We start from the raw sequence: 17,890 nt of genomic DNA, 5'->3' as shown, positions 1-17,890 counted from the left end.
TTGCTCATTGCTTAAAACGAATCGAAGGAACATATTAATCATGGTGCATTATTGTCATCTAACGACTGAACGAAAGTTTCTACTACTTTATTAAAATGGTCTGTTTCTTCTAAAAAAGGGCAGTGACAGCTCTCTTCAAAAACTATAAGCTGAGAGTTTTTAATATGTTTGTGTAAATGTTCACCTGCTGCAACAGGAATAAGTTTTTCTTCTCTCCCGAAGCAAAGGAGAGTCGGAGTGGTAATTTGACCTAAGTAGTCTCGATAGTCCACAACAGATTGGTCAAATAATACAGCACTTGCAATAGACTCTGGAATAGTTGTCACTTCTTTTAACATCCACTCAAAATCTTCTTCGGAAAGAGGGTTTTTGAACATTAATGGTATAAATCCTTTCAAAAAACCAACTCGATCCATTTGAATTTCTCGCATTATATGAATAAGATCAGAGAAATCGAATGCTCCAATTGAAAAATCAGGCCATTTAAAATCTGAAGCTAGTTCATCTACGATAACAGAAGCTTTCACATTACTTTCTCCAAATTGTTTCAAATATTCCCAAACAACAAATGCTCCCATAGACCAGCCAACTAATACAACGTTCTCAAGACATAATTTTTCTATAACAGCATGTAAATCACGAGCATAGTTTGCAATGGTATGCCCAGATTGAGCGTGAGAAGAACGGCCATGACTTCGCAAATCCAGTGAAATCGCGCGGTAGTTTTCACTAAAATAAGGAAGTTGTTTATGAAAAAAGCGACTACTCATCCAAACACCATGTACGAATATAATCGGCGTTCCTTGACCTTGATCTTCATAATATATATTCACATCATGATCAAGTTTTATATAGGGCATGTACATAAACCTCCTTTTCACAGAAAAAATAAGTTTACATATTCAAAAATATGCTTTATTGCAGCTGTGTATTCAAAGATACTTATAAAAACAGGTGAGCACTATATTTAATTATTTTTACTTTAAGTTTTATAATATCAGGTTATGTTTCATAGTCAAATTTTAAAAAAATGGTAAAAAATACATAATAACTATATAATTTTATATTGAAATTATATAAAAGCTAGTAAGGGGAATGAATGATGGAAGTACTCGAGAAATTGGCAATGAAATTAGGTTATGAGAAAGGAGGAAAGTTAGAATTTTTAAACAAAAGAATCGTTGGTTTATGGTTAATATGGATTGGAGTCGTTATTATTATGGCTACGATTGTCGGTGGGGAATTTTTTATTCATCCCGTAGTTTTTGGGATTGGGTATTTTACAGGTTTCATATTCATTTTACGAAATAAATATTTAAGAAAGAAGCTTTCATTTGGACCGCTATCTAAATTTCAGTCTAAAGTTGGGAATCTATCAATAGTTCTTTTATTTGTTCTTATGGGATTAATTTCAGGAAGATATTTTGAAACGAATGACTATCGTATGATTTGGATGGGAGCTTTACTTGCAACAGGTATTCATTTTATTCCATTTGCAATCCTTCATGGGAAAAGTATGGTTTATCTTTCTATTCCATTAATCATAATCACGTTATTTGGACTAATCGATTCTAATATTCCATTTATGTATGTTGCAATTGCTGATGGGGTAATAAAAGTTTTATTCGGTATTGCACTATTTTTATCTAAAGATCCAAAAGAAAGAATGATAAATAATAATACAGAAGCTTTATAAGGAAGAGAAAAAGCAAAGGGAGATGCCTTTGCTTTTTTATGTGTCAAAATGAAATGTTTAGAAGAAAGTGCAATTATTTATAAAAAAATGTGTCTAAAATATTGTCATATTCGCTTCTTTAAGATATCCTTTTCATGAAGAGGTGGAAATCATGGAAAAAGTACTTATTTTCGGGCATAAAAACCCAGATACAGATGCAATTTGTTCTGCAATTGCTTATGCAGAGCTGAAAAAAGAATTAGGAATGAATGCTGAACCTGTACGTTTAGGTGAAATCAGCGGTGAAACTCAATTTGCGTTAGATCATTTTAAAGTAGAAGGACCGCGTTTTGTTGAGACAGTAGCAAACGAAGTGGACAACGTTATTTTAGTTGACCATAACGAGCGTCAACAAAGTGCTAATGATATCGAATCTGTTCGTGTATTAGAAGTAATCGACCATCACCGTATTGCTAACTTTGAGACAAGCGATCCTTTATACTACCGTTGCGAGCCAGTTGGTTGTACAGCTACAATTTTAAATAAAATGTACAAAGAAAACGGCGTTGCAATTCGTGAAGAAGTTGCAGGATTAATGTTATCTGCAATCATTTCAGATTCTTTATTATTTAAATCTCCAACTTGCACAGATCAAGACATAGCAGCAGCTCGTGAGCTAGCAGAAATCGCTGGTGTAGATGCAGAAAGCTATGGCTTAGAAATGTTAAAAGCAGGTGCAGATTTAAGTGGTAAAACAATGGAGCAATTAATTTCCCTTGATGCAAAAGAATTCCAAATGGGAGATGCAAAAGTTGAAATCGCACAAGTAAACGCTGTTGATACAAATGATGTTCTTGTACACCAAGCAGAATTAGAAAAAGTAATTTCTGCAGTAGTAGAAGAGAAAGGTTTAGACCTATTTTTATTCGTTGTTACTGACATCTTAACAAATGATTCCGTTGGCCTTGCAATTGGTAAAGCTGCACAAGTTGTTGAGAAAGCATACAACGTAACGTTAGAAAACAACACAGCTACTTTAAAAGGCGTTGTGTCTCGTAAAAAACAAATTGTTCCTGTTTTAACAGAAACATTCCAAACTCTTTAAGAGAAGACTTGGACGAAAAGGAAAGAACAAGCAGATATACAGTCTACTTGTTCTTTTTTTATTTTTAGGAAGCATAAAATTTCGGATATTAAGATCTGTTATTTTAATGTTTCATATAGGAAAGATGGAAAGTGGCTAGGGAGAAAAGAAAGACCTGATATTTTTAGCTGTGAATGAAAAATGCTATGATTTTATTGCTAATTATTATGTCATAGCTTAAAAGTAATAATGAAAAAATGAAGCAGATTATATAGGATTGAAAGAGAAAAGAGGTAAGAAGGTAACAATGAGAAGACTATGCATAATTCCATGTGGGAAAAGGAAGATTTGGGATAAATTTCCTAATATAGGGCCGACAGAAGCAAAAGAAGTGTACATTAGTCCATTCGGAAAAGCGTGCCAAGCGTATGCTTCTCAATTTTTTACACACTGGGTTATTTTATCCGCAAAGCATGGGTTTTTACTGCCAACCGATATAGTGAAAGAAAACTATGATCTTGCTTTTAATTCGAAAAGTAGTGAGATTATTAATATAGAACAACTAAAAAAACAGATGATAGATAAAGACTTGCTAGACTTTGATGAAATTGTTCTGCTTGCAGGTAAGAAGCATAAAAAAGTAGTGACAAAGTTATATCTAGAAGAGATCATTTCTTATCCATTAGAAGGCTGTAAAGGGATTGGATATATGTTGCAGGGGCTGAAGAAGGCAGTTGAAAATCATAACGAGATTCAGTAAAAGTTAAAAGAATTTGATTTATGAGGAAGATTAATAATTAGTTATTGAAAAATAAAGGGGCATTAGGGATTCCCCTTTATTTTAAAGAGAATTTCATTAGGATCATACTCAATGTTAGTTATAGTTTATAACTTGCTTCATAAGATTTCTTATTTCCTTAACTGGTGGTTTTTTATCGTATATATCAATATGTGAAAAATAATAATTTAAATTTCTAACAAGACCTTTTCCGATTTTTTCCTTTAGGAAAGGGAATACTTGTCCAGTGTAGTCTTCGAGAGATTTACAATAGTATTTTTCATCTAGATAAATGCTATATTTACATGTTAGCTCTACTAGTGGGTTACCTTCAGAATCATATACATCTTTAGATTCAATAATGTCTATTAGTGCAAATCTATCATTAAGATAAACTTTTTTCTTCTTTTCAGGCTTATTAGAAAGAATAAAAGCGATACCTATTGCGTTAATCAATATGTTGCCTCCTATAAATATAAAGTGAAACTTTAATCAGCCCTCACCAATCGGACTTTTACGGGCAGTACATCTCCCAACTAATTTCTTTGCCTTTGCTGAATTTTGAGATGGGGCCTTACTGCCTATTAATACGGTATAAAAAAAGATACTAATAAAATATATCGATATAAGTTAAATGTAAAGGGATAAGGTGGATTTAGAAAAGAATCCGTTCATTATGTTGGAGAAGCAAATATTATATACATGTAATTTGTTTTCAAAAATTATCTTAGATAACAATGGAAATAATCATATCAAATAGCGAATGATAATTTTGATATTAGTCATTTTTTTATTAAGGCTATTACTAAAAATGATTTTCTCTAGCTTTGCATAAGTTGTTAATAATTATTCGTAAGCATACGAAGTGTTGGAGAGAAGTAGAGAGTACAATGACTTTTAACTAATGATATAATGCTAATAGATGAAAGACTAAGAAAAGCAGGTGAATCTTTTTTGTTTACAAAAGCACAAGAACTTTTAGCTTCCTATTTTGGCTACTCGTCATTCCGTAGAGGGCAGGATGAAACAATTAAAAATATATTGGATGGAAAAGATACAGTTTGTATTATGCCAACAGGTGGCGGTAAATCTTTATGTTACCAAATTCCAGCACTCGTATTAGAGGGCACAACATTAGTTATTTCTCCGCTTATTTCACTGATGAAAGATCAAGTTGATACCTTAACACAAAACGGAATTCCGGCTACGTACATTAATAGTTCTATTTCAATTACAGAAGCCAATCAGCGCATTCAACTAGCAAAACAAGGACATTATAAATTGTTATATATTGCGCCGGAGCGTCTTGATTCTATTGATTTTATTGATCAACTGATTGATATGAAAATCCCGTTAATTGCAATTGATGAAGCTCACTGTATTTCACAGTGGGGGCATGATTTTCGTCCGAGTTATTTACATATTCATCGTGTACTTGATTATCTTCCAGTACAGCCGATCGTACTTGCATTGACTGCAACAGCAACACCGCAAGTGCGACAAGATATTTGCAGTACTTTAGGAATAGCAGAACATAATACGATTATGACGACTTTTGAACGAGAGAATTTATCGTTTTCCGTTGTAAAAGGACAAGACCGTGATGACTTTTTGTCAGGGTATATTCGTCAAAATAAAAAAGAAGCGGGTATTATTTATGCAGCGACACGTAAAGTTGTCGATCAACTTTATGAAAAACTAAATAAAGAAGACGTTTCTGTAGCACGTTATCATGCTGGTATGAATGATAACGATCGTAATGAACAGCAAGAACGTTTTTTACGAGATGAAGTAAATGTAATGATTGCAACATCTGCATTTGGAATGGGAATTGATAAATCTAATATTCGATACGTGATTCATTATCAACTTCCGAAAAACATGGAAAGTTACTATCAAGAAGCTGGACGTGCTGGACGTGATGGTTTAGATAGTGAATGTATCCTACTATATTCTCCGCAAGATGTGCAAGTACAGCGATATTTAATTGATCAATCAACAGGAGCTTCTCGATTTTCTAATGAACTGGAGAAACTGCAACATATGGCAGACTACTGCCATACAGAGAATTGTTTGCAATCATTTATTTTACAATATTTTGGCGAAGAGCCAAAACAAGATTGTGGTCGCTGCGGCAATTGTACAGATGATCGAAACAGTGTCGATGTTACAAAGGAAGCACAAATGGTACTTTCATGTATGATTCGAACAAATCAACGTTTCGGTAAACAAATGATTGCGCAAGTATTAACAGGATCAAAAAATAAAAAGGTAATCGAATTTAATTTCCATACGTTACCGACATATGGATTGTTATCAAATCAAAGTGTAAAAGAAGTTAGTGAGTTCATTGAGTTTTTAATCTCTGAGGATCTCATTGCAGTTGAGCATGGGACGTATCCAACATTAAAAGTAACAACAAAAGGGAAAGACGTTCTACTTGGTAACCAGCTTATTTTTCAAAAAGAAAGAGTAGAAACAAAACAAATTGTGAAAGATCATCCATTATTCGAAGAATTGCGTCATGTGCGTAAAGAAATTGCACAAGGAGAAGGAGTACCACCGTTTGTTATTTTCTCTGATCAAACATTGCAAGATATGTGTACAAAACTGCCAAAAACACTAGAAGAAATGCTACAAGTAAAAGGAATCGGTGAACATAAACTAGAGAAATACGGGAATGTATTTTTACAAGTTATCACAAACTTCCTCGAACAGAATCCCGATATAGATGCGATGATTACGACAGAAGTTATAATAGAACGAAAGCAATCGAAAAAGACAATGAAAAATTCTCATCATGTTACATATGAAATGTATAAACAGGGAGATACACTTTCTCATATCGCTGAAGTACGCGAGCTGTCCAAGCAAACTGTAGAAAATCATTTAATTCGTTGTTTTGAGGAAGGAATGGAAGTAGATTGGTCAAGCTTTGTTCCGAAAGAATATGAATCTATGATTGCATCCGCAGTAGGGCAAGCTGAAGGTGGTTTAAAAGCTATTAAAGAACAGCTTCCTGATAATATTAGTTATTTTATGATTCGTGCTTATATACAAATGAACAAATAACAGAGTGATAGCGAGGGATGAGAATATGCATTATGTTTTTGTATATGGAACGCTGCGAAAAAATGAAGCAAACGCTCATTTTTTACAAGATTCCATATGTATTGCAAACGAAGCTTGGACATACGGTTCATTATTTGATACGAATGAAGGGTATCCAGCGATGATTCATTCAAAGGGTAAGAAAGTATATGGGGAAGTATATAGAGTAACAGATGCTGTATTAAGGGATTTGGATAAATTAGAAGAATATACAGGGGACTCTGAACAAGATCTATACAACCGAATTACACAAGCTATCTATATAAACGAAAAGATATTAGAAGCTTATGTATATATATCACAAAAGCAAGATATGCTGCAGCATCAGATTGTAGAAGGTGATTGGGTATCCTATCGTAAATTATTATATAAGGATAGATAATGGAAGGAGAGGGAGAACCCTCTCCTTTTTTCATAAATATATACAGAAAGATAGAGAAACCATGCCGATGATTCAATCAGAACAAATAAAAAAACAAATGCCTTCACCAGAATGGATGAAACAGTTCGTGTAGTTATTTTATGATTCGTGCTTATATACAAATGAACATATGATAATTTGTATGAAGTCATTCCGCTTTACATGATATGAATGATTCGTATAGAATATAATCGATCTTTATTTCATGTCACTTCTAATTTATCCAGATTTTTAATACGCTAATGAATGAGAGAGATCTGAAAGGGGCGCAAGGTATGAATAAACTAATATTTAAACAATTTGCGATGACAAGAAGTTATTTTATTAAAAACGTAGAATCATTTTCAAAGGAAATAACAAATGTACAGCCAGCCGGTTTTAACAATACGATCCAATGGCATATTGGCCATGTATTAACGGTTACTGAACAGTTTATGCTCGGCTTTCCACATAAAACGACGCATCTTCCTACAAATTATATCGAGCTATTTGGAAATGGTACAAAACCGGCTGATTGGAAGGGAGATGTACCTACAGTAGATAAACTCATTACAGAGTTGAAAGATCAGTTAGTTCGTCTTCAACAAATTCCAGCTGAACGGTTAAATGAAACACTGGAAAAACCATTTATGGGACTTGGAACCTTTGGAGAATTAGCCGGTCTTTCATTAATGCATGAAGCAAATCACTTAGGACAAATTCAAGCGATGAAGCGCATCATTGAACACGCGGGAATACAGAACTAACAAAATCCCCAAACATAATTTGATGACTTTCAAAAGGAGTTATTCTCAGATGAGATAGCTCCTTTTGATTTTGCATATAGATTTCCCTTAGAAAATTCCCTCTAAACACTTGACTTACAGGCTTCATTTTTAATAGAATTAATATTCGACTGAAAATTTCAACGAATAGGAGGGAAATACGAACATGAAGGAAATATTTGAACTAGAGTTAGAGAAATTAAATAACACGCTTTCGCAAATTAATCAGCAATTGGATAAGCTAGAGAATACTCCAGTGTATTACGGAGAAAATTTTACAGAACAAGTGCTTGAAACTATGCGAGAATCTAATCGCCAAAAACTTCGAATCGCTAGTCAGGAACCTTATTTTGGGCGTTTAGATTTTCAAGAAGAAGGAGAGCTACAGCAAAAACCTGTCTATATTGGTAAAGTTGGCGCTTCTGATGAGGAAACACAGCAACCAATCGTCGTTGATTGGCGAGCACCTGTTGCAAGTATGTTTTATTCATTTACTGGAGGAGAGGATATAGCTTTTTATGATTCTCCAGAAGGAATCGTTGAAGGAATTGTTCACTTAAAACGGAACATTGCTATTCGAAAGCAAACATTAGAACGAGTTGTAGATACATATGTAAGAGGAAGTGATGATCTATCACTTGCGGATGACTTTCTTCTCTATCGCTTAGGAGAAAATAAAGATAACAAGTTAAAAGATATCGTTTCAACGATTCAATCAGAACAAAACGAAATTATTCGTGCGGAAAAAAATGTCCCTCTCATTATTCAAGGTGTTGCAGGTAGTGGAAAAACAACGATTGCCTTGCATCGTCTTGCTTTTCTAATTTATCAATATCGCGAGCAGCTTCGTGCTGAGAAAATGATAGTTTTTGCACCTAACAGTATATTCCTTGATTATATATCTAGCGTATTACCAGAGCTTGGTGTTGGTGATATTCATCAAACTACGTTTCAAGATTGGGCATTACATACTTTAGAAAATAGTGTTTCTGTACAGAGTACTGATAAACAATTACAACAAGCATTCTCTATTCATAAGGACAAAGATGAGATAGCGGCTGGTAAATTAAAAGGATCCATAGACTTTCAAGCGTTTATCAATCAGAGTCTGTCCGATTACGAAAAAAGTATTGTGCTAACGAGAAATTTTGAGCCTTGGGACTATTCAGTATTACAAGGAGAGGTAATTCAGCAGTGGTTTGAAACGGAATATAAACACTATCCGTTAGGAAAGCGAAGAGAACGGATTGTTGCTCGTATGAAACGCTGGATTGAGATGGAACTCAAGACGATCTCAGACACAAATAAAAAGAAGCAACTAAAAAAACAAGCAACGCAAAGACTTAATAGCTATTTAAAGTTTTGGCCGAAGATGAATGCACTATCCTTTTACAGTATGTTAATGAAACAAGAAGATATTTTAAGTGTGTTGCCAGCTGAGCTTATACAAGAAACAGCAAAAAATTGCCGAAAAAAAGAGGTTACTCTAGAAGATTTAGCACCGCTTATCTATATACATCACTATTTAGAGGGAATAAAACCTGAGCAAAAATTTCATCATGTTGTGATTGATGAAGCGCAAGATTTTTCCCCGTTTCAACTTTTCATCTTAAAAGAAATAACACTTGGAAACTCCTTTACTATTTTAGGTGATTTATCACAAGCTATTCATGAATATCAAGGTATTCACGATTGGCAACAGTTTCAAGAAGTATTTAATCAAAATGCCCAGTATTTCGAATTAACGAGAAGTTACCGCTCAACAAAGGAAATTATTCACTTTGCAAATGAAGTCATTCAAAATGCTAATATTCCTGTAGGACTTGCCAATCCTGTCTTTCGCAGTGGCGAAAGTGTAAAAATAATCTCGACGAATGATCAATTTCAATCTGTTTTATCTACTGTGAAGACTATGCAAGAACAACATGTAAAAACGATTGCTATCATTGGACGAACTGAGGAAGAGTGCCGTGAGATATATGGAAAACTCACAGAAGCTGGTATTTCTACAAATATAATAGAAGCCAATCAAAGTAAATATGAAGGTGGTATTTCAGTCGTTCCTGTCTATTTAGCAAAAGGATTAGAATTCGACGCAGTACTACTTATCGATGTAGATGAGGCTCACTATAAACAAACAAAACAAGATGCTAAATTGCTGTATGTCGGATGTACTCGTTCTCTACATGACTTACGGATTTTTTATTCAGGGACATGTTCACCTTTAATTCAACAAATTCCAAGAGAATTGTATGAAGAAAGGATGGATGTTTAATCAAACTAGAACAGAAATTAAAAAGATGTAGCGCAAAAAAGTACTTTATACTAGTACCTTTAGGGCTACATCTATTTGTTCTGAGATATTAATTTTTTCACACCATTACTTTGACCAATAACAACTATTTGAGCCATGTTAATGAATAAACCTGTCTCAACTACACCTGTTAATGTTTTCAAAAATTGATGTGTTTCAATTGGATTTGTTATGAAATCAGGAAAAGCACAATCTACAATAAAATTTCCATTGTCTGTTATGTATGGTTGATTATTTTGAAGACGTAAAGTAGTTGTGCAGCCTAATAATGTGCGGATTCTCTGTGCTGTATGCTCTGCTGCAAAAGGAACAACTTCAACAGGCAATGGAAATTCACCTAAACGGGACACTAATTTAGATTCATCTGCTACAATAATAAGCTGTTTTGATGCAGTTGCAACTAACTTTTCACGAAGAAGTGCACCGCCGCCACCTTTTGTTAATTGTAAATCATCACTTATTTCATCTGCTCCATCAATAGTTAAATCAAGTTCATCTACTTCAGATAATGACACTAAAGGAATTTGTAGCTCTTTCGCAAGTTGTTCTGTTTGTCTAGAAGTAGGTACACCACGAATCGCTAGACCTTCTCTTACAAGCTCTCCTAATTTTTGTATTGTCCAATATACAGTTGAACCCGTACCAAGTCCAATTGTCATACCTTCTCTTATGAAATCAACAGCATATTCACCAGCTAAGCGCTTTGCATGCAACATATTACCTCCTCATCGTACAATTTATTCAGCTGGCCTTGGTCCCGCATCCATTCCGGAAGTCTCCACTGTTAAAACAGGACGTACTGTCATATCTGCATTTACATACACTTGACACGATAAACGTAAGTAATCTTCCACACCTTTTTCCGCAAATGCATGCTTTTCAACCTTGTTAGGTTCACAAAAATCACCATCTAATATTTCTACTCGGCAAGTTGTACATTTTGCTTTTCCACCGCACCGGTGAAGAACGTTTACACCATTATCTTCCAGTGCTAATACTAATTTTGTTCCGGTTTCCACTTCGAAAGTTCCTGTTCCTGGAACGGTTATTTTTGGCATTTTAACTCCTCCTTGTATAAAATGTTAATAACATAATTATCACCTTGCCATGTATAAGGTAAACATAAGACTATATAACGTTTCATTAGTGAAAAAATTACTTTGAAAAATTCGTAGATGCCGTAACTTTTTTCTTTGTTAAATCGTTTATTAAGTAAGCGCGCTTAAAAGGAGTGATCACTTTGAATACAAAGAGAAAGATGATTTCACAATCCGATTCGGATATTCAACAATCAAATAAATCTGTTATTGTTAAACATTATGCGGAACTAAAGCGTTATTGTACATTTTTAACACAAAGCACATGGGACGGAGAAGATCTTGCACAAGAAACGATATGTAAAGTATTGAAGAAATATACAAATGCGGAATGTAACCAAAGTATTTGTTTAACGTTGTTATACAAAGTGGCTCGTAATCAATGGCTGGATCAAATGCGAACAAAAGCATATGAAAGAGAAAATAATCAAGAAGCTTCTTATGAACCACATGCAAACGTTGCTGAATTATACGCTTTAATCGAAACAATGCTATCTTGTTTAAATGAAATGCAAACTGTCATTTTCTTATTAAAGGATGTGTTTGAATATAGCTTAGCTGATATCGGGGCCATTACTTCTATGTCAGAAGGGGCCGTAAAAGCTTCTTTGTTTCGAACACGCAATAAATTAAAAATGATAAAAGAAGAGGAAGGTTTTGTATCTTCAAAAGATATGGAAGAAGAAATTGAAATACTTGTAAAAGCAATTCGGCAACAAACACCAGAGTTGTTGGTAAACCTTATACCAACACTGAAATTTTCAAGAATCTCGCTACAACAACCATTACTTTTATTACATCAAAAATCTTCTTACAACTGTTTCTCATGTGCTGCTTAAACTAAAATGCTGGAGGGATTTTTTATGAATACAATTCCTTATGTTATAGAGCAAACGAAACTTGGAGAACGTTCGTATGATATTTATTCCAGATTATTAAAGGATAGAATCATTATGATTGGTCAAGAAATTAATGAACAAGTCGCCAGCAGTGTTGTTGCGCAGTTGTTATTTCTCGCAGCAGAAGATGCAGAGAAAGACATATCTATTTATATAAACAGTCCTGGTGGTTCTACTTCTGCTGGTTTTGCGATTTTAGATACGATGAATTATATTAAACCGGATGTACAAACCATTTGTATCGGTTTAGCTGCTTCATTCGGAGCATTATTGCTGCTGGCAGGAGCAGAAGGGAAACGCTTCGCTTTACCAAATAGTGAAATTATGATTCATCAACCACTTGGCGGAACGCAAGGGCAAGCAACTGAAATTGAAATTTCTGCAAGACGGATTTTGAAGTTGAAAGAACATATCAATCAAATCATTGCCGATAAAACAGGGCAGCCAGTTGAGAAAGTAGCAAAGGATACAGAACGAGATTATTTTATGAGTGCAGAAGAAGCAAAAGCGTATGGTATTGTAGACGGAATCATCGGTTAACACTGAAAAGAGGTTATTGAAACATTATTGTTCAATGGCCTCTTTTTTAGATCGGAAAACAATTGAATTTTCTCAATTAATGGAATAAAATGAAAATATTATATATTCATTGTTATTTATATATAAAATACATATTATTTAAGGGGCCTATAATGCAAAGAAAAAGATTAAGAGATTTAGATATTCATATCGGAAAATTAAAACCAGGAACATTTAACGCAATTACCGATGTAGAAGGAGTAATCGTCGGTCACAAAACAATTTTACACACAGATGTTTGTTCAGGACTTACAGTTATTCTACCTAACAATGGAAATCTAGCTGGGGCGCATTTCCCAGCAGGATTCTTTTCTTTTAATGGAACTGGAGAGTTTACTGGAAGTCATTGGATTGATGAAACAGGTACTTTAGTAACACCTATTGTTTTTACCGGCAGTCATTTACTTGGATTAGCTCACCATTTTCTTTCGCGCGCTACAAGAAGAATCGAAAATTTAGAACCTTTTTCAAATGGAATAGTAGCAGAGACTTGGGATGGTTGGTTAAGTAATTTAGAAAAAACCTCCATGACATATGGAGATTTAGAGGAAGCGATTATACATGCTAAATCTGGAGTAGTTGAAGAAGGAAATGTTGGTGGTGGCACAGGAATGATCTGTTTTGAATTTAAAGGCGGAATCGGTACTGCTTCCCGAATTGTTGAGTGTGAATCCGGTACTTATACAGTTGGTGCTCTTGTACAAACCAATTTTGGTAGAAGAGAAGATCTTATCATTAATAATAAACTTGTTGGAAGTATATTAAATGAAACGGAAGTACCACTACCATGGAGTACTCCGGAAAACGCAGGCTCTCTTCTCGTTACAGTCGCAACAGATGCTCCGTTATTACCTTCGCAATGTGAAAGAATATCAAAACGAGCATCGTTAGCAATGGCTAGGTTAGGTGGTATTGGCGAAGAAGGTAGCGGCGATTTCTTCCTGACTTTTTCCACTGGGAATTGCTATTCTTATGATAACGAAAAAGCTTATCCAGTCGATATGTTTCCATCAGAGCAGCTAGATTTTATATTTGAAGCGGCAATTGAATCTGTTCAAGAAGCAATTATTAATTCTATGTGTATGGCGGAAAATATAACAGGACAAAAACAAAGACAAGTACATGCATTGCCGTTAGATAAATTAGTAGAAATTTTAAAATAACAGATTAACAATAGTTTTGATTATGTGTATTTTCTCATAATCAAAACTATTTTATTTGTAACCAACACGAAGGAAGTATATCCGTACCAGGTGGTGTCATTTATGAAGCTGATTTTGTCTATGTTGGACATGTTTATTGGGAAGAAAAAACAAGACTATCTGATGATCGCTACGAAAAGACACACACCGGGATTGGTAGAGTTAAGTGAAAAAGAAGCGCAAGTATTCGGGTTCACCGTTAGCAGAGTGAGCCAAACTTTAAAAGAATGCGAAGGTGCGGAACATATTTATGCATTTGTATCTGGAAATGGTGTACCGTATATGCACAGGCATCTTATCCCGTACTATTCGAACACTCCGAAAGAATTTTGGTCCCCAGCAAAAATTGCATCATGGTCAGGGGCGCCTCTACAAAGAGAAAAAGAAATCGAACTATAATATGAAAGGATTAAAATGTATTTGGTGAATGAATATGAATATAAAGAAGGAGAGTAACATGGATTTTGAAATAGTTTTTGAAGAATTTCCAGTTTTGGAATCTGCAAATTTAGTATTAAAGAAAATTGAAGATGTTCATTTACAGGACGTATATGCAATCTTCAATAACGATAAAGTGTTTGAATACTGCGGAATTATACCGAAACATAATATGAAGACGGTAAGTAAAATGATTCAACACTTTGAGAGGGACTATAATAAACAGAGTAGAATTAAATGGGGGATTTTTCGAAAGAATGAAAGTGATACATTAGTTGGAATCATTGAAGCAATGGATTTTAATCGAAAGGTCAATATGGTTACAATCGGATACTTTTTAGCAGAAGTGCATTGGGGAAAAGGTATTGCATCTGAAGCAGTTCATACAATAGTAAAATTTTTATTCGAGGATGTCCATATTAATAGAATTCAAGCTGAGGTTATGCCAGCAAATGACTTCTCAAAGAAAGTACTTTTAAAGAACGGATTTATAAAAGAAGGATTATTAAGACAAGCTACATTATGGTCTGGAAAAGGAATCGTTGATTTAGAAATATATAGTATTCTTCAAGAGGATTATAAAAGATTTAGATAAAGTTACATTCACTTAGTTTATGCTTTTCTTAGAGAAGCAACAACCTTCATTTAAGTTTTAATCGGTAATAAACCTCTATCAATCATTATTCGCCCACCATTGCATTGCTAGCAAATTAGAGAAACAGAGAACCTCCAAAACAAAAAATAATCGTAGAAAGATATTTTTTTGTTTTGAGGTATCTCTTTTTTTCTAGCTTTATCTTGCTGGCGGCTACCTCTTGTATGAAAAAACAATCATCATTTATCTCTAACGTTCGTAATAAAATAATAGAAGGACATTCATATTAATGGGAGGAAAAGGAATGCATCATAACGACCGGAAAAGAAAATGGAAAAACTTTTCCAAAACGATCCCGCATTCTCTTTTAGAGGTGAAAAATGAATTAAAGAAAAAATGTGAAGAAAAACAACTTCCTGTTAAAACATGGAGGTTAACAGAAGAAGAGACTATGCTAATTCACCAAATTAAAGAGCAAACAAGAAAGCACAACAAAAATAATGTGACGCGAACGCATGCTTATTATCGCTTTTACCTCCGATACCCAGAGATACATTGGGCACTGCTTGGACATATGGTATCACGTAATGGTGGTTGGAATATGACAGATTTAAGAGGAGAGTTATATACCAGATTATTATCAGAAAAAGATCAACTTACCTTCTTTTCTTTTTTAGAAAGAGGAAACTGGTTAATCTTCCAGGATGTGTATCCACAATTTTTGTTATACGAACAAAGTGTGAAAAAATCTAAAAGATTGTTTTATCTTCTACCTTTTCTCCATGTATCAACGTTTATGGAAACAATATGGAACCATTTTTGGAACACAGGTGACCACTATACATTAGCTATTGCCACTGTTATTAATGAACAAAGCTATTTAGAAAAAAGAGTTATTCAAAATCCTCATTTTAAAAAGACCGTACTAAGTAGTGTTGGATTCAAACTTTATGATTTTTTCCGCTTTAATCATATCCTTTTTCCATTCTATAAAGATGGGACCAAACAAAAAACATTGCTATTTGGTGATACGATGAGACATTTCACCTCCCTGCATGAGCGGATTTTGCTCGGAAAACGATTATACTCACTGCTATTTCGACATGAGAACGTCTTACAAAGGGTAGTAAATTGGGCTCATGATCATCCGCATACTGGCTCACGAAAAGACTACTGGCCGCATTTATTTTATGATGTGAATGAATCATTCTCTCGTGCATTTTATGAACGTCGAATAAAAAACTGCCAATTAAGAAAAGGCGCAAACCGTTTATATAGTCCGCGATTAATATACGCATGGAAAGATCTTCATCATGAAGAAGCGGAAAGTAAAGACTGGTTTGAAGACTGGCGTATCATGGACTATTTAATCGATAAGGGAGAAAACACAAATGGAAAGATTTATAATGAATACTGCAAAACGCTTGAAAAAATCGAACTTGCCATACTGGTCAAAAAAAATGTCCTGCTCCGAGAAGAAGAAAGGGAGGAGTAACTCTCAAGCTGTTGTAGCTACTATCATTTTCTCTTGTTTGATTGGAACATATTTAGATTTACTGTTTGTCAGTAAACAAATGTATGACTTTCCAGTAAGACCGTTCCCGCATATATTTACAATAAATGTCGCGTTTACATTATTGATATTACCAATCTTTACTTTGTTCTTTTTATGGATTGCAAGAATGTTACCTTCATTTTTAAAAATCCTATTTATCACTTTGATTGGACTTTGTATGAGTATTTCTGAACGGTTTGCGGAGCAGTTAGGATGGTTCACTCATAGCGAAGCATGGCATCATTCTTATTCTTTTTTCGGATACACACTCTTCATGATTCTTATATGGAAGTTTTATCGTTGGTTTCAATAACAGGAAATTGTGTTAAAGAGATCTAAATAATAAACAAAAAGATTGTTCGAAGTCCTGTATTGAAATTTAAAAAGGGTTTATTAAAAAACTATCCGTTCAATGAAGGAAATGGATGATGTTATTAAGTTAACGAGTGCTAATTGAGCAACCATATTTATTTCCAATAACGCGCGTTATGTTGATTTTACATGTATAAAGGATACAAAAAAACGCTGACTTTTTATCATCAGCGTTTTTTTCATATAAGAGGTTTTTGAATTAAAGTAGCAAATTCTATTTCATGGACATGTCCGTCGTCTAATGTAGTAGTTCCTTTAACATAGTGTACATGTTTTCCATCGGCAACAGGGATGGCAGGACCTGTTTCTATTGCGACCTTATGATGATGATTAAAAAAGTCAGTATTAACCATTATTATATGTACATGACTATCTCCTTTTGGAATTACTTCACTTGTAAATCCAGCAAAACGATGATTATGCCTATCGTTTCCTTCTCCTGCTAGTTTAGTACTAGCAACAAATTCATGCACATGTGTCTGAACCGTCGATGGTGATTTTCCTGCAGATATTATAGCTGCTTCTGTTACGTTTTCTTTATTAGTGTTTATGCTAGGTATATTTTCCGTACTAGATGTATTTTCTGTTCTCTGTTTTCCTCTACCTGAAAATTCTCTATTCATAAAGATAATGCCTCCCTTTATTATAGGATTATGGTACATTTTATTATAATTAGTAAGAATATATGTTAAGAAAAAATGAAACTTCCATCAGTGGGGGGTTTCTTCATCCCGCACTGATGGAAAGCTCTCACCAATTGGGCTTTTACGGGCAGTTGTTCTCCAACGATCTTCTTTGTTTCTCTCTGAATTTTGAGGTGGGGGTCTTACTGTCCGCAAATAGCGGGATAAATTGACCACCAATGATATTTATAAAGAAATTTTGTCGTGTAACGGTATTATGAATCATAGCAAAAGAAAAGGAATAAAATACAGTGTAAAAATCTGTTGTTTTTATAAAATTTGTTTTATTATGAATAAGGGCACCAAAAAATAGAAAGAGGTGT

At 34.2% G+C, this 17,890-nt stretch carries 18 protein-coding genes and 1 pseudogene; 14 read left to right on the top strand and 5 right to left on the bottom strand.

Going from position 1 to position 17,890, the window contains the following annotated elements; translation table 11 throughout:
* Window positions 1-38 precede the first annotated feature (38 nt).
* Window positions 39-860: an alpha/beta fold hydrolase gene (locus ACFQZ1_RS24470; protein ID WP_377884763.1), complete on the bottom strand. Its 822-nt coding sequence runs from the start codon at window positions 858-860 to the stop codon at window positions 39-41.
* A gap of 242 nt (window positions 861-1,102) precedes the next feature.
* On the opposite strand from ACFQZ1_RS24470, the gene ACFQZ1_RS24465 reads away from it, so the two are divergent.
* The 3 genes from ACFQZ1_RS24465 to ACFQZ1_RS24455 all read left to right on the top strand — a co-directional run bounded on the left by ACFQZ1_RS24465 (window position 1,103) and on the right by ACFQZ1_RS24455 (window position 3,519).
* Window positions 1,103-1,696, top strand: coding sequence for a DUF6609 family protein (locus ACFQZ1_RS24465; protein WP_377884762.1), 594 nt, complete (start codon window positions 1,103-1,105; stop codon window positions 1,694-1,696).
* A 151-nt stretch (window positions 1,697-1,847) separates the two neighbouring features.
* Window positions 1,848-2,780, top strand: coding sequence for a manganese-dependent inorganic pyrophosphatase (gene ppaC, locus ACFQZ1_RS24460; protein WP_377884761.1), 933 nt, complete (start codon window positions 1,848-1,850; stop codon window positions 2,778-2,780).
* A gap of 286 nt (window positions 2,781-3,066) precedes the next feature.
* Window positions 3,067-3,519, top strand: a complete 453-nt coding sequence (locus ACFQZ1_RS24455) for a DUF6884 domain-containing protein (protein WP_377884760.1) — start codon at window positions 3,067-3,069, stop codon at window positions 3,517-3,519.
* A gap of 114 nt (window positions 3,520-3,633) precedes the next feature.
* Here the strand turns inward: ACFQZ1_RS24455 and ACFQZ1_RS24450 are convergent, their stop codons facing one another.
* The gene (locus ACFQZ1_RS24450; protein WP_230576793.1) at window positions 3,634-3,993 is read right to left on the bottom strand and encodes a cytoplasmic protein; all 360 of its coding nucleotides are present in this window, start codon (window positions 3,991-3,993) and stop codon (window positions 3,634-3,636) included.
* A gap of 498 nt (window positions 3,994-4,491) precedes the next feature.
* Here ACFQZ1_RS24450 and recQ point away from each other — a divergent pair, with 498 nt between their 5' ends.
* The 4 genes from recQ (at window position 4,492) to ACFQZ1_RS24430 (ending at window position 10,108) form a co-directional block, all read left to right on the top strand.
* Entirely contained in the window at window positions 4,492-6,609 is a 2,118-nt protein-coding gene (gene recQ / locus ACFQZ1_RS24445) for a DNA helicase RecQ (protein ID WP_377884759.1), read from the top strand.
* 25 nt (window positions 6,610-6,634) lie between these two features.
* A complete protein-coding gene (locus ACFQZ1_RS24440) occupies window positions 6,635-7,030 on the top strand; it encodes a gamma-glutamylcyclotransferase family protein (protein ID WP_377884758.1) in 396 nt (131 codons plus the stop codon).
* 314 nt (window positions 7,031-7,344) lie between these two features.
* Complete coding sequence (locus ACFQZ1_RS24435) at window positions 7,345-7,815, top strand: DinB family protein (RefSeq protein ID WP_377884757.1); 471 nt, start codon at window positions 7,345-7,347, stop codon at window positions 7,813-7,815.
* A 184-nt stretch (window positions 7,816-7,999) separates the two neighbouring features.
* Window positions 8,000-10,108: a HelD family protein gene (locus ACFQZ1_RS24430; protein WP_377884756.1), complete on the top strand. Its 2,109-nt coding sequence runs from the start codon at window positions 8,000-8,002 to the stop codon at window positions 10,106-10,108.
* Window positions 10,109-10,179: 71 nt separating this feature from the next.
* On the opposite strand, the gene rpiA is transcribed toward ACFQZ1_RS24430, so the two are convergent.
* A complete protein-coding gene (rpiA, locus tag ACFQZ1_RS24425; RefSeq protein WP_377884973.1) occupies window positions 10,180-10,860 on the bottom strand; it encodes a ribose 5-phosphate isomerase A in 681 nt (226 codons plus the stop codon).
* Window positions 10,861-10,884: 24 nt separating this feature from the next.
* Window positions 10,885-11,205, bottom strand: coding sequence for a 2Fe-2S iron-sulfur cluster-binding protein (locus tag ACFQZ1_RS24420; protein ID WP_377884755.1), 321 nt, complete (start codon window positions 11,203-11,205; stop codon window positions 10,885-10,887).
* Between the two features lie 182 nt (window positions 11,206-11,387).
* On the opposite strand from ACFQZ1_RS24420, the gene ACFQZ1_RS24415 reads away from it, so the two are divergent.
* From ACFQZ1_RS24415 to ACFQZ1_RS24385, 7 genes and pseudogenes are all read left to right on the top strand, one after another.
* Entirely contained in the window at window positions 11,388-12,083 is a 696-nt protein-coding gene (locus tag ACFQZ1_RS24415; RefSeq protein ID WP_377884754.1) for an RNA polymerase subunit sigma-70, read from the top strand.
* Window positions 12,084-12,092: 9 nt separating this feature from the next.
* Entirely contained in the window at window positions 12,093-12,683 is a 591-nt protein-coding gene (gene clpP, locus ACFQZ1_RS24410) for an ATP-dependent Clp endopeptidase proteolytic subunit ClpP (RefSeq protein WP_377884972.1), read from the top strand.
* Window positions 12,684-12,835: 152 nt separating this feature from the next.
* Window positions 12,836-13,885 (top strand): P1 family peptidase, encoded by a 1,050-nt coding sequence (locus ACFQZ1_RS24405; protein WP_377884753.1) that lies wholly within the window; start codon window positions 12,836-12,838, stop codon window positions 13,883-13,885.
* Window positions 13,886-13,938: 53 nt separating this feature from the next.
* Window positions 13,939-14,323, top strand: a pseudogene (locus ACFQZ1_RS24400) (HIT family protein).
* 58 nt (window positions 14,324-14,381) lie between these two features.
* Window positions 14,382-14,957, top strand: a complete 576-nt coding sequence (locus ACFQZ1_RS24395) for a GNAT family N-acetyltransferase (protein ID WP_377884751.1) — start codon at window positions 14,382-14,384, stop codon at window positions 14,955-14,957.
* Window positions 14,958-15,261: 304 nt separating this feature from the next.
* The gene (locus tag ACFQZ1_RS24390) at window positions 15,262-16,452 is read left to right on the top strand and encodes a DUF2515 domain-containing protein (RefSeq protein WP_377884750.1); all 1,191 of its coding nucleotides are present in this window, start codon (window positions 15,262-15,264) and stop codon (window positions 16,450-16,452) included.
* Window positions 16,418-16,825, top strand: coding sequence for a CBO0543 family protein (locus ACFQZ1_RS24385; protein ID WP_377884749.1), 408 nt, complete (start codon window positions 16,418-16,420; stop codon window positions 16,823-16,825). The genes ACFQZ1_RS24390 and ACFQZ1_RS24385 overlap by 35 nt, the downstream gene beginning before the upstream one ends.
* 238 nt (window positions 16,826-17,063) lie before the next feature.
* Here ACFQZ1_RS24385 and ACFQZ1_RS24380 read toward each other — a convergent pair whose 3' ends face one another.
* Entirely contained in the window at window positions 17,064-17,507 is a 444-nt protein-coding gene (locus ACFQZ1_RS24380) for a YmaF family protein (protein WP_377884748.1), read from the bottom strand.
* Window positions 17,508-17,890: the final 383 nt, after the last annotated feature.

The organism is Bacillus sp. CGMCC 1.60114 (genome assembly GCF_042676365.1).
Taxonomy (GTDB): Bacteria; Bacillota; Bacilli; order Bacillales; family Bacillaceae_G; genus Bacillus_A; species Bacillus_A rhizoplanae_A.
Note: the sequence above shows the minus strand (reverse complement) of the source record. Positions and strands in the feature narration are given on the sequence as shown.